This is a genomic window from Halalkalibacter okhensis, from assembly GCF_000787375.1.
GTDB lineage: Bacteria > Bacillota > Bacilli > Bacillales > Bacillaceae_D > Halalkalibacter > Halalkalibacter okhensis.
This window is the reverse complement of sequence record NZ_JRJU01000004.1, coordinates 173,907-186,249: the sequence shown is the minus strand read 5'-3', so window position 1 is coordinate 186,249 and position 12,343 is coordinate 173,907. Positions and strand designations below refer to the sequence as shown.

The following is a 12,343-nucleotide window of genomic DNA, read 5'->3' as shown; positions in this document are numbered from 1 at the left end:
ATGATCGGCATTGTTGATTACGGGATGGGGAATTTGCACAGTGTTAGTAAGGCTCTAGAGCGTCTAGAGCTAGACTATGTCGTAACAGATGATATTGAACAACTAAAAAAAGCGAATGGGCTTCTCTTGCCCGGTGTTGGGGCTTTCCCAGATGCGATGAAGACATTAAATGAGATGGGTTTAACTGAATTTTTACGTGAGTGGGCGGAGTCAGGAAAGCCGCTTTTAGGGATTTGTCTTGGCATGCAACTTTTATTTGAAGAAAGTGCGGAGCATGGAGAGACAGAAGGGTTAAAATTGTTACCAGGTCGGGTGGAGCGCTTTGTTGGTCATACGGCAAGCGGTGAAACATACAAAGTCCCTCACATGGGCTGGAATAAGCTGACGTTCCACAAGCCTGAACACAAGCTTTTGCAAGACGTTGAAGAGGGGCATGTGTATTTTGTTCACTCGTATGTCGTTAAGCACAAGGACGAGGACGTATTAATTGCTTCAAGTGAGTATGATGTAACGGTCCCAGCTGTAGTTGGTAGGGATAATGTAATGGGGACGCAATTCCACCCAGAAAAAAGCAGCCACGTAGGCATGTCGATCCTTCGTAATTTCGGAGAGCTCGTCACGCAAGGAGGAGAAAGTCGTGAGTAACTTTGTTATTTATCCAGCGATTGATATGAGAGACGGCAAATGTGTACGTCTTGTTCAAGGGGATTATGATCAAGAAACCGTTTATGGGGACTCGCCGTTTGACATGGCGAAATTGTTCGCTGATAGCGGGGCCAAGTGGATACATATGGTTGATTTAGACGGGGCGAAAGCGAAAAAACGTGTCAATCATGAACATGTGCTTCGTGTGGCTAAGGAGCTTGATGCGAAGGTGCAAATTGGTGGGGGGATTCGTACGGCTGAAGATGTCGCCTTTTATCTAGAGCGAGGGGTGGACCGTGTTATTCTAGGTAGTGTTGCAGTCAATAATCCTGAGTTTACAAAAGAGATGCTTGCTACATATGGCGGAGAGCGAATTGCGATTGGGCTAGATGCGCGTGATGGTTATGTGGCAACAGAGGGCTGGCTTGAAACGTCATCAGTAAAAGCTGAAACCCTAGCGCAGGAGCTTGCTCGTCACGGGGCAGAAGTGTTTATATTTACTGATATTTCTCGTGACGGAATGCTTTCAGGACCAAATACAGAAGCGATCACAAATCTAGCAGAAGCAACAGGCAAGCAAGTGATTGCCTCAGGTGGTGTGAGCTCGTTAGCGGATTTAACTGAGCTTCGTGAGCGTAAAAATCGTGGAGTAAGTGGTGCAATTGTCGGAAAAGCACTTTACACGAACCAATTCACATTAGAAGAAGCATTAAAAGGGGGCGAATAGGTTGTTAACAAAACGGATCGTTCCTTGTCTAGATGTGAAAGATGGCCGTGTTGTCAAAGGCGTTCAGTTCGTCGATTTACGTGATGCAGGAGACCCGGTAGAGCTTGCTGCTTTTTATGATGAGCAAGGTGCGGATGAACTCGTATTCTTGGATATCTCTGCTTCACATGAAGGTCGTGAAACGATGGTCGAAGTCGTGGAGCAAGTTGCCGGTACACTTGCCATTCCTTTTACCGTAGGGGGCGGAATTAACTCGCTTGAAGATATGAAGCGTGTGCTACGTGCTGGTGCGGACAAGGTATCGCTCAATACGGCAGCGGTAAAGCGTCCAGAGCTGATTAAAGAAGGTGCGGATTTTTTTGGCTCGCAGTGCATCGTTGTGGCGATTGACGCCAAATATGATGAAGAGCTTGGTTCATGGCGGATTTATACACATGGTGGACGTGAATCAACCGATTGGGAAGTAACCGATTGGGCGAAGGAAGCCGTTCGTCTTGGTGCCGGTGAGATTTTATTAACAAGTATGGATCAGGACGGGGCGAAGACGGGATTTGATTTGGCTTTGACAAAAGCGGTAAATGCTGCTGTTACGGTCCCGGTCATCGCCTCAGGTGGTGCAGGAAAGAAAGAAGACTTTGCTGATGTGTTTCGGGATGCTAAAGCAGATGCTGCGTTAGCGGCATCGATTTTTCATTATAAGGAAACGTCGGTTGCAGAAGTGAAATCGTATTTAAAAGAAGAGGGTGTGACCGTACGATGAGCATTGAACAGATTAAGTTTGATCAAAATGGACTTGTGCCAACGATTGTGCAAGATGCAGGAAGCAAGGAAGTTTTGACATTAGCCTATATGAATAAAGAGTCGTTAGCGAAGTCACTTGAGACGAGAGAAACGTGGTTTTATTCTCGTTCTCGTCAAGAGCTTTGGCATAAAGGAGCAACATCAGGCAACACGCAGCAAATTGTTGATATGCGTTTTGACTGTGACAGCGATGCGATTGTGGTACTTGTTGTTCCTGCGGGGCCAGCATGTCATAAAGGGGACTATACTTGTTTTTCAGATTCATTATTTGAAGATCAAGCTGTTCGCACGAACCCAACTCGCTTTGCAATCATTGATGAATTAGAGAGGGTTATAGCTGAGCGTGAAGCAGAGATGCCAGAAGGAGCTTACACGACATACTTGTTCGAAAAAGGCGTCGATAAAATCTTGAAAAAAGTCGGAGAAGAAGCGGGAGAAGTCATCATTGCAGCGAAAAATCGTGACCCAGAAGAGTTAAAGTGGGAAGTGTCTGATTTGTTGTACCATCTTTTAGTGCTCCTCCGTGAACAAAAATTACCGTTAGATGACGTGTTATCAGTATTAGAAGAAAGACATAAAAAGTAGTTGAAAAAGTTGGGGGCTGACCCTTACCCATAGGGGTACAGAAATTGGCAATGGACATGCCTTTTTTCTGTACCCTTTTTTCGTTCCCACACAGTCTAAAATCATGTATACTATTTGTTATGATTGAGAAGCTGGAGGTAACTAAACTTCATGGGATTAAAACCAAAAGACGAACTGGAAAAGGGCAAAGTTGTTCCTTTGTTTCAAAGTGGAGACTATTTCTTTCACAGGGGAATTGAAGCATATCGAAAGAACCACTTACAACGTGCGATCAAATTGTTAGAGCGAGCGGTTAAGCTAACGAACACCGAGCCTGTTTTTCACGTTCAATTGGCAGCAGTGCTATCTGAAATTGGGGAATATGAACGGTCTAATGAAATATTAGAAAGTGTGTTGGCAGAAAAAGAAGATGTAGCCGAATGCTATTTTTTTATGGCGAATAATTATGCGTATCTTGGTCATTTTGAGCGCGCAGAAAGAATGACATTGCGCTACTTAGAGCTATGTCCAGACGAACGTTTTACCGAGGATGCAAAAGATCTCCTAGAATTGCTGCGTTTTGAACGAGAAGAAGACGAGGAATGGGAGGATCTTGAAGAAGACGAAGATGAATTGATTGCTCAGTTTGAACGGGCGCGCTATTTAATTAGACAAGACAATATCCCTGCGGCTCTACCTGTTTTGCAAACCATAATAGATGAGCATCCGACGTATTGGACAGCACATAACCAATTAGCAGAAGCACTATTCCGAATAGGGGATGAGTCTGCTTTTGACATCTGTCAAAACATCCTTGAAAAAGATCCAGGAAATCTTTTTACATTGTGTAACTTAGCTTTGTTTTACACAAAAAATGGGGATGCTAAACGTGCTGAACCCTATATTCGTTCATTGCGTCGTGTTTATCCGATTGATGGCGATCATTATGTTAAGGTGGCGGAAACCTTATGTACGGTTGGAGAATTCCAAGCAGCTTATGAAAGGCTAAAGGAATTAAGTAGGTGGGAATTGGAACAACGCTCAGAGTTGCTGTATGGTTTTGCGGTTGCGATGTATCATACAGGTGATCACCATAAGGCCATGAAGGTAATCAAGCGGGCAGGCGAGCTTGGTTCAAAACAAGCCCAATTTGTACTTGAAATGGTGAAAAGTGGTCAAGAAAACCTCGCTGAAATCGAGTATGATATTTGGGTTGAATAGCTGAGCAGAAAAATAGACATTCAGAGGCCATTTCGCTACGATATGAGTGTAAAGACGTAGAGGAAGCTAAGTGATAAAAGATAAGTTTGAAAAGGAGTGGACCAGAATGAGTGAGGAAAAAATTTATGATGTTGTTATAGCTGGAGCAGGTCCTGCAGGTATGACAGCGGCTGTTTACACATCTCGTGCAGGTCTTTCAACAATCATGGTTGAACGCGGGATTCCAGGTGGACAGATGGCTAATACAGAAGACGTGGAAAACTACCCCGGATTTGACCATATCCTTGGGCCAGAGTTATCAACTAAAATGTTCGAGCATGCCAAAAAGTTTGGTGCTGAATATGGATATGGCGATGTGAAAGAAATCATCGACGAAGGTGATTTTAAAATTATCAAAGCTGGGAGCAAGGAATTTAAGGCTCGTGCGGTCATTGTGGCAACGGGTGCAGAATACAAAAAGATTGGTGTTCCTGGTGAAAAAGAGTTAAGTGGACGCGGTGTTTCTTATTGCGCAGTATGTGATGGTGCCTTTTTCAAAGGGAAAGAGCTTGTTGTTGTCGGTGGCGGAGACTCTGCTGTTGAAGAAGCGGTGTATTTAACGCGCTTTGCAACAAAAGTAACGGTCGTTCACCGTCGTGATGAATTACGCGCTCAAAAGATCTTACAAAAACGTGCGTTTGACAATGATAAAATTGATTTCATCTGGAATCATACGGTAAAACAAATCAATGATGAAAACGGCAAAGTCGGTAGCGTCACACTCGTAAGTACCGAAAATGGCGAGGAAAAAGAATTTAAAACAGATGGTGTGTTTATTTACATTGGTATGTTGCCATTAAATGAAAGTGTGAAAAACTTAGGCATCACAAATGCCGAGGGCTATGTTGAAACGAACGAAGAAATGGAGACAAAGGTTCCGGGAATCTTTGCTGCGGGCGATATCCGTGAGAAATCCCTTCGTCAAATCGTGACAGCAACAGGCGATGGAAGCTTGGCAGCTCAAAATGTCCAGCATTATATCGAAACGCTTGCAGAGAAATCAAAAGCGTAAGAACATATTGAGACGAGATCAAGTGTGAAACCTAGAACAGGTTTGCACTTGATTTTTTTCTGTGTGGAAGAGGTAGGGGTAGGTGAGATCCTCGTTTTTAGCCTAAGCATAATGATGACTCCCGTGGGATTAGGGAAGAACGGTAGTCAAAGAGGTTCACTGACTCTCGAAAAGCGAGTGAGCGGGAAAGAACGGAAGTCAAAGGGATGTGTTGGCTACCGAAAAACGGAGAACGTGGGAAGAACGGAAGTCAAAGGGATGTGTTGGCTACCGAAAAACAGAGAACGTGAGAAGAACGGAAGTCAAAGAGGTTCGCTGGCTACCGAAAAACAGAGAACATGGGAAGAACGGAAGTCAAAGGGATGTGTTGGCTACCGAAAAACGGAGAACGTGGAAAGAACGGAAGTCAAAGGGATGTGTTGGCTACCGAAAAACGGAGAACGTGGAAAGAACGGAAGTCAAAGAGGTTTGCTGACTCCCGAAAAAAGAGGGAAGTGGAAAGAACGGTAGCCAAAGGGCCTCGCTGGCACCCGAACAGCGGGTGAGCGGGGAAGAACGGGAGTCAAGGGGATATGTTGGCTACCGAAAAACGGAGAACGTGGGAAGAACGGGAGTCAAAGGGATGAGATGACTCCTGAAAAAAGAAGGAAGTGGGAAGAACGGTAGCCAAAGGCCTCGCTGGCACCCGAACAGACTCACCTTCTCTAGTTTTTCAACGCTTCCCACAACTTTTTCAAACTGTTTCATAATAAAAGGAAAATTCACCCTTTTTGATATAAAACGTTAATCCTGTTGTAACACGGATGAAACATTAATTGGGTAAGATATAAATAAGTAATTGACCCCCTTTTTTATATACATTTGCACGGACGATTAGGTCCGTGCCCTTTTTTTTATCTACAAAAGTTCTCCGTTCAAAAAGTTCCCTTATTCTAGCAATTGTTAGACCTTTCAATTAATTGTATAATAAAGTAATAGAACGTGAGGTGAAGCTGTTGCAACGGATTACTAACTGTGTATTAACGAATGGTGAGCATGCATTGCTACTGCAAAAACCAAGTCGAGGCTGGTGGGTTGCTCCTGGTGGCAAAATGGAACTTGGTGAAACGATAAAAGAATCAGCTGAGCGTGAATTTCGTGAAGAAACAGGACTTCATGTAGAAGATGCGAAGCTACGTGCTGTTTTTACCATCGTAATACTTGAGAATGATCAGCCGGTCAATGAGTGGATGATGTTCACGTTTCATGCAACAAGTTTTAAAGGTGAAATGTTTGAACAATCTCCAGAAGGCAAGCTTGAATGGAAAAGCATAAAGGATGTTCAGGGTCTGCCAATGGCGGCCGGCGATAAGTATATGTTTGAACATGTATTACACGATCAAGGGGTTCTGCACGGGACGTTTTATTACACAAAAGAGTTTGATTTAGTGTCATACAGATTAACTTCAGAATAGATATAAAGGGGTGATGAGGGTGAGTATCGAGCACGAAGAAATACAAATTGTGATAATTACAGGAATGTCTGGAGCGGGGAAAACAGTGGCGGTCCAAAGTTTTGAGGACCTTGGCTATTTTTGCGTCGATAATTTACCCCCAGCTCTCATTCCGAAATTCATAGAACTGATTGAAGGTTCAAATGGAAAAATGAATAAAGTAGCGCTCGTTATCGATTTACGTGGCCGCAAATTTTTTGATCACTTATTTGAAGCGATTGATACGATTAGTCATGCTCCTCATTTGCAATTTAAGTTACAGATTATTTTCTTAGATGCAAAGGATGCGAAGCTTGTGCAGCGCTATAAAGAAACGAGACGCTCGCATCCGCTTGCGCCAAACGGCTTACCACTTGAAGGAATTCAATTGGAACGCGAAATGCTTGAGGATATGAAGGGGAGAGCGCAGCAAATCATAGATACGACGGACATGAAGCCAATTCAGCTGCGTGAGAAGATTATTCAAAGGTTTACAGGCAACGAAAAGCATCCGTTTACTGTCAACATGATGTCGTTTGGATTTAAATATGGAATGCCAATTGACGCCGATCTCGTTTTTGACGTTCGTTTTCTTCCGAATCCACACTATATTGACCACATGAGACCCAAAACAGGCCTAGATGACGAGGTTTCCTCCTATGTATTGAAATGGACAGAAACACAGCAATTCATTGAGAAATTAACTGATTTGTTGAAGTTCATGCTACCGCAATACAAACGTGAAGGAAAGAGTCAAGTTGTCATAGGAATTGGGTGCACGGGTGGAAAGCATCGTTCTGTGACACTTGCTGAACACTTTGGTGAAGCGTTTGCTGATGAGTATGTTTTGCATGTGAGTCATCGAGACATTGAAAAAGATAAAGGAACAGGTACTAAATAAGTGAAAAAGAAAAAGGTTGTAGTGATTGGAGGGGGAACCGGCTTATCCGTTTTACTTCGAGGTTTAAAAACGTTCCCAGTTGATATTTCGGCTATTGTAACCGTGGCTGATGACGGTGGAAGCTCGGGACGACTTCGGAAAGAGCTAGATATCCCTCCTCCAGGTGACGTGAGGAACGTGTTAATTGCATTATCAGAGGTTGAACCTTTAGTAGAGGAGCTTTTCCAGCACAGGTTTTCAAATGGAAATGGCTTATCAGGCCACTCATTAGGAAATCTTCTGCTTGCGGGCATGACATCCATTACAGGGGACTTTTCAAGAGGCATTACGGAATTAAGCAAAGTGTTAAATGTCCGTGGAAACGTTTATCCTGCAGCGAATTCAAGCATTGTACTGCATGCTGAAATGGAAGATGGAACTATTGTAACAGGAGAATCCTTGATCCCTCTTGAGCAAAAAAAAATTAAGCGTGTTTTTTTAACGCCAGAAGATATTTCTCCATTGCAATCGGCTATTCGAGCAATTGAAGAAGCCGATATCATTGTATTAGGACCCGGAAGCCTTTACACTAGTGTCATCCCAAATCTTCTTGTTCCTGGAGTCGCTTTGGCGATTGAACAATCAGAGGCAAGAAAAGTATATATTTGCAACGTGATGACACAGAGTGGAGAGACGGATGGTTACACGGCAGGAGATCATATACAAGCGATTTCTGATCACTGTGGAAGTACATTGGTTGATGAGATTGTCGTTCATGGAGCACCGGTCTCTGCCAAAGTGCGAGAGCGTTATGCAAGTGAAGGAGCCGTACCAGTTGTTGTTGATGTCAATCGTATCAATTCGATGGGGGTATCTGTTGTACTCGATCATTATGTAATTGAACGTGAAAATATGTTGCGTCATGATGCCTTAAAAGTATCAAAGGCTATTTTACGCATGTAAGAATGACTACTGTTCGTGTAGGGAAAGGGCATTAAAGAGCTACACGGCTGAAAGGAGTGTGAGGACATTGTCCTTTGCAGCCAAAACCAAAAAAGAATTAACTCAATTTGAACAAGAAGACTGCTGTGCAACAGCAGAACTTGCTGCACTTATCCGGATGAACGGATCCCTTTCGTTCAGTCAAATGAAACTTGGTTTAGATGTTACGACAGAGAATGCGGCGATTGCAAGACGAATTTATACGCTGATTAAGCGAGTCTATCCTTCCATGTTTGTGGAACTGCTTGTTCGAAAAAAGATGAGACTGAAAAAGAACAATGTCTATCTCGTTCGTATGCAGCACGAGGCAAAAGAATTGTTAGAGCAACTTGGTATTTTAGGTGAGGGATTTGTTTTTCTTAGAACCATCTCAAAACAATTAACAAAATCAAACTGCTGCAAGCGTGCTTATTTACGAGGTGCGTTCTTAGCGGGAGGATCCATTAATCACCCTGAGACATCATCTTATCATTTAGAAATTTTCTCGATTTACGAGGAACATAATGATTCGTTATGTGAATTAATGAACGAATATGAATTAAATGCAAAAACATTGGAACGTAAAAAGGGTTTCATCACGTATATGAAAGAGAGCGAAAAAATTACTGAATTTCTAAATATCATTGGCGCACATCAGGCACTGTTGTATTTTGAAGATGTTCGAATCATGAAAGATATGCGTAACTCGGTTAATCGTCTTGTCAATTGTGAAACAGCTAATTTAAATAAAACCGTGGGAGCTGCCTTACGACAAGTAGAAAACATTCGCCTTGTCGATCGAATGATTGGCTTAGATCAACTCCCAGCGAAGCTGCGCGAAATTGCCGAATTACGTGTGTTGCACCAAGACGTCACGCTCAAAGAACTTGGCGAGATGGTAGATGGAGGGACCGTTAGTAAATCTGGTGTGAACCATCGCTTACGAAAAATTGATCAAATCGCAGATAAATTACGAAATGGTCAAGAAGTTCAAACAGAAAAAATATAATGACTGAGGAGGAACAAATCATGTTAAAAAAAGAAGTAACAGTTCAAAGGAAAACAGGATTACAAGCAAGACCTGCAGCATTATTCGTTCAAGAAGCAAGTCGCTTTTCAGCTGAGGTTTTTATTGAAAAAGGGGAAAAAAAGGTCAACGCTAAAAGCATCATGGGTCTAATGAGCTTAGCCATGGGGCATGGCACAACGTTTACACTCATTACAGATGGAAATGACGAAGCAGAAGCGCTTGAAACATTAAGCCAGTTCATTGAATCTGAATAAAAGAAAAGACACCGCTAGCCACAAGCAAACGGTGTCTTTCTATTTTTGAATAAGTTGATTCAATCTGATCCCAGCGCGAGAAAGCTAATCTATATAGATCAAAGGTGGGACCATTTTTAGACTTATGCTTTTGTTGCCGGAATAACCTTGTCGATTAAGCCATACTCTTGTGCTTTTGCAGCAATCATGAAGTTATCACGATCCGTATCGCGCTCAATCACTTCTAAAGGTTGACCAGTACGTTCAGCTAAAATTTTGTTTAAGCTCTCACGCATTTCAATAATTCGCTTAGCGTGAATTTGAATGTCAGAAGCTTGACCTTGAGTTCCACCAAGTGGTTGGTGAATCATGACTTCACTGTTTGGAAGGGCAAAACGCTTGCCTTTTTCACCAGCAGCTAGTAGGAAAGCACCCATAGAAGCAGCCATACCGATACAAATCGTTGATACTTTTGGCTTTATGTAATTCATCGTATCATAGATGGCCATACCTGCAGTGATGGACCCACCAGGGCTATTAATGTAAATCGAAATATCTTTTTCAGGGTCTTCTGCTTGTAAGAATAAAAGCTGTGCCACAATGGAGTTGGCAACATTATCGTCAATCGCACTTCCTAACATAATAATACGATCTTTCAATAGACGAGAATAAATGTCGTATGCTCGCTCGCCTCGGTTTGTTTGCTCAATAACTGTAGGGATTAAATTCATCGAAAAATTCCTCCTTCTTGGTATTAGTAAACCTTTTGTTGTATTACTAGGTTATGTACATCATACCCAAATGGTCAAAGAAGGTCAAATAAAAACACTTCTAAAACAAAAGGGGCAAAAAGCTAGTGTGGATCTCGCAACACACTTCATCATTAAAACGGGAACGCTGCTTCAAGTCAATCAATTTGGACAACATTCCTTTCCTCTTACTACATACTATTCAATATCAAGCTAATTAAACCCTCTTTTCATAATATCCGTTTTTTTATAATCTAAACGAGATTACCTACCATTAACATAGTTTTGATAACATAATTCCTATATAATTAAAGATAGGAATGAAATGAACTATAAAAGGCATAAGTATCAGAAAGCGCTTACAATGATTAGGAGCAAGAAACTGGTTTTAGCTAAGTGAAGGGAGGGGTAGTACCGTGCAGTTTGGATTGTTTCAACAGCAGACACAGAGTTTGGTTATGACTCAAGAATTGCGTCAGGCGATTCATCTCTTACAGTATTCAGCAACAGAGCTGTCATCTTTTATTCATGAGCAAGCACTTGAGAACCCATTAATAGAAGTGAAGGAAACTCGAAAGCTTGAAGAGCAAGCTTATTCATCCTATCGCAATGTTTCAGATCAACCCTCTCCAATAGATTATGCCCATATTGAGCGAACGAGTTTAAGTGATTTTCTACTCAAACAATTACAGGAACTTCGCCTCACAAAAAAAGAGAGGAAAAACTTAACATATTTGATTTATAGCTTGAGAGAGGATGGGTATGTCTCTAGGCCGTTTGAGGAAATATGCGAAGACCTACAAATTTCTCAAACAGAAGGAGAACATTTACTAGGCATATTGCAGCACTTTGACCCAGCAGGAGTAGGTGCTAGGAACTTACAAGAGTGCCTATTGCTGCAATTGCAACAAATGGATGACCCTCATTATATTGCAGAGCAAATCATAATGTTTCATATGGAAGAATTCACTACAAGAAAGTGGAAGGAGATTTCTCAGCAATTAAATATTCCACTAGCCGAAGTTCAGGAAGTAAATGATCTGATCAAAAAGTTAGACCCACGCCCAGGCACTCAGTATATGTCAGAGCCGGTTCAATTCGTCAGTCCTGAAATTCGAATTGTTCCATATGAAGGGGATTTGCTTGTTCACCTAGAAGATGATTTAATTCCAAGTGTGGGACTTAATCATCATTATGAAGAATTACTGCGTCACGCAGATGATGCGGAAGCAAGTCAATACGCGAAACAAAAAATACAGCAAGTCCAATGGTTGATGAGAAGTATTCAGCAAAGAAAACAAACGATTGTTAAAGTGGGAGAAGCGATTGCTAGACACCAAAAGGATTATTTCTTAAAAAAAGATGGTGTGCTTAAGCCTCTTACGTTAAAAGAGATTGCTGAGGAGATTGAGGTTCATGAATCGACCGTCAGCCGTGCAACAACGAATAAATTTGCGGATACACCTAGAGGCATCATTGAACTAAAATCTTTATTCTCATCAGCTGTTCAAAATGGACTAGGAGAATCCACTTCAAGTCGTTCGATTAAAGAGTGGATGAAAGAGCTAATTGCAACAGAGAATAAGCAAAAGCCGCTTTCAGATGCAAAAATTGTCAGCTGGCTCCAAACCGAAAAAGGAACAACCGTCTCAAGAAGAGCGATCGCAAAATACCGAGATGAACTAGGAATCCCCTCCTCCTCAAAAAGGAAAAGATACTGAACCAAAAGGGCGGTCTTCCCTTTTGGTTCAGTATCGAAGCAAGGAGCGGAGCCGCTGCCATGTTCTAAAGCCTTAAGGAACGATTTTCTCCTTAAGGCGCGCAGCGAGAGAAGCCCTTGCCCATCGTCGAATAAGCTAAAAACATATATCAAACCAAAAGGGCGGTCTTCCCTTTTGGTTCAGTATCGAAGCAAGGAGCGGAGCCGCTGCCATGTTCTAAAGCCTTAAGGAACGATTTTCTCCTTAAGGCGCGCAGCGAGAGAAGCCC

At 42.3% G+C, this 12,343-nt stretch carries 14 protein-coding genes; 13 read left to right on the top strand and 1 reads right to left on the bottom strand.

Annotation, left to right across the window (positions count from 1 at the left end; genetic code table 11):
* The 12 genes from hisH to LQ50_RS05195 all read left to right on the top strand — a co-directional run bounded on the left by hisH (position 1) and on the right by LQ50_RS05195 (position 9,626).
* Positions 1-645 (top strand): imidazole glycerol phosphate synthase subunit HisH, encoded by a 645-nt coding sequence (gene hisH / locus LQ50_RS05250; RefSeq protein WP_034626795.1) that lies wholly within the window; start codon positions 1-3, stop codon positions 643-645.
* On the top strand, positions 638-1,372 hold the full coding sequence (gene hisA / locus LQ50_RS05245) for a 1-(5-phosphoribosyl)-5-[(5-phosphoribosylamino)methylideneamino]imidazole-4-carboxamide isomerase (RefSeq protein ID WP_034626793.1): 735 nt from the start codon (positions 638-640) through the stop codon (positions 1,370-1,372). The genes hisH and hisA overlap by 8 nt, the downstream gene beginning before the upstream one ends.
* 1 nt (position 1,373) lies before the next feature.
* Positions 1,374-2,132, top strand: a complete 759-nt coding sequence (gene hisF / locus LQ50_RS05240; RefSeq protein ID WP_034626792.1) for an imidazole glycerol phosphate synthase subunit HisF — start codon at positions 1,374-1,376, stop codon at positions 2,130-2,132.
* Complete coding sequence (gene hisIE, locus LQ50_RS05235; RefSeq protein WP_034626791.1) at positions 2,129-2,758, top strand: bifunctional phosphoribosyl-AMP cyclohydrolase/phosphoribosyl-ATP diphosphatase HisIE; 630 nt, start codon at positions 2,129-2,131, stop codon at positions 2,756-2,758. The genes hisF and hisIE overlap by 4 nt, the downstream gene beginning before the upstream one ends.
* Positions 2,759-2,908: 150 nt before the next feature.
* On the top strand, positions 2,909-3,958 hold the full coding sequence (locus LQ50_RS05230) for a tetratricopeptide repeat protein (protein ID WP_034626789.1): 1,050 nt from the start codon (positions 2,909-2,911) through the stop codon (positions 3,956-3,958).
* 106 nt (positions 3,959-4,064) lie between these two features.
* The gene (gene trxB / locus LQ50_RS05225; protein WP_034626788.1) at positions 4,065-5,009 is read left to right on the top strand and encodes a thioredoxin-disulfide reductase; all 945 of its coding nucleotides are present in this window, start codon (positions 4,065-4,067) and stop codon (positions 5,007-5,009) included.
* 24 nt (positions 5,010-5,033) lie between these two features.
* The gene (locus tag LQ50_RS05220; protein ID WP_034626786.1) at positions 5,034-5,519 is read left to right on the top strand and encodes a hypothetical protein; all 486 of its coding nucleotides are present in this window, start codon (positions 5,034-5,036) and stop codon (positions 5,517-5,519) included.
* Between the two features lie 476 nt (positions 5,520-5,995).
* Positions 5,996-6,463, top strand: a complete 468-nt coding sequence (locus LQ50_RS05215; protein WP_237563652.1) for an NUDIX hydrolase — start codon at positions 5,996-5,998, stop codon at positions 6,461-6,463.
* A 25-nt stretch (positions 6,464-6,488) separates the two neighbouring features.
* Positions 6,489-7,382: an RNase adapter RapZ gene (rapZ, locus tag LQ50_RS05210; RefSeq protein WP_373279170.1), complete on the top strand. Its 894-nt coding sequence runs from the start codon at positions 6,489-6,491 to the stop codon at positions 7,380-7,382.
* Positions 7,383-8,324, top strand: coding sequence for a gluconeogenesis morphogenetic factor MgfK (mgfK, locus tag LQ50_RS05205; protein ID WP_034626782.1), 942 nt, complete (start codon positions 7,383-7,385; stop codon positions 8,322-8,324).
* A 67-nt stretch (positions 8,325-8,391) separates the two neighbouring features.
* Positions 8,392-9,351 (top strand): DNA-binding protein WhiA, encoded by a 960-nt coding sequence (gene whiA, locus LQ50_RS05200; RefSeq protein WP_034626781.1) that lies wholly within the window; start codon positions 8,392-8,394, stop codon positions 9,349-9,351.
* A 20-nt stretch (positions 9,352-9,371) separates the two neighbouring features.
* Positions 9,372-9,626, top strand: coding sequence for an HPr family phosphocarrier protein (locus LQ50_RS05195; protein ID WP_034626780.1), 255 nt, complete (start codon positions 9,372-9,374; stop codon positions 9,624-9,626).
* A gap of 122 nt (positions 9,627-9,748) precedes the next feature.
* Here the strand turns inward: LQ50_RS05195 and clpP are convergent, their stop codons facing one another.
* Positions 9,749-10,336 (bottom strand): ATP-dependent Clp endopeptidase proteolytic subunit ClpP, encoded by a 588-nt coding sequence (gene clpP, locus LQ50_RS05190; protein ID WP_034626778.1) that lies wholly within the window; start codon positions 10,334-10,336, stop codon positions 9,749-9,751.
* A gap of 434 nt (positions 10,337-10,770) precedes the next feature.
* Here clpP and rpoN point away from each other — a divergent pair, with 434 nt between their 5' ends.
* Positions 10,771-12,075 carry an RNA polymerase factor sigma-54 gene (gene rpoN / locus LQ50_RS05185; protein WP_034626777.1) on the top strand — a complete coding sequence of 435 codons (1,305 nt, stop codon included), beginning with the start codon at positions 10,771-10,773 and terminating at the stop codon, positions 12,073-12,075.
* Positions 12,076-12,343 lie beyond the last annotated feature (268 nt).

Coding starts and splice junctions, on each gene's coding strand:
- LQ50_RS05230 (WP_034626789.1), top strand. CDS start 2,909: ATGGGATTAAAACCAAAAGACGAACTGGAAAAGGGCAAAGTTGTTCCT.
- hisIE (WP_034626791.1), top strand. CDS start 2,129: ATGAGCATTGAACAGATTAAGTTTGATCAAAATGGACTTGTGCCAACG.
- hisH (WP_034626795.1), top strand. CDS start 1: ATGATCGGCATTGTTGATTACGGGATGGGGAATTTGCACAGTGTTAGT.
- trxB (WP_034626788.1), top strand. CDS start 4,065: ATGAGTGAGGAAAAAATTTATGATGTTGTTATAGCTGGAGCAGGTCCT.
- LQ50_RS05195 (WP_034626780.1), top strand. CDS start 9,372: ATGTTAAAAAAAGAAGTAACAGTTCAAAGGAAAACAGGATTACAAGCA.
- clpP (WP_034626778.1), bottom strand. CDS start 10,336: ATGAATTTAATCCCTACAGTTATTGAGCAAACAAACCGAGGCGAGCGA.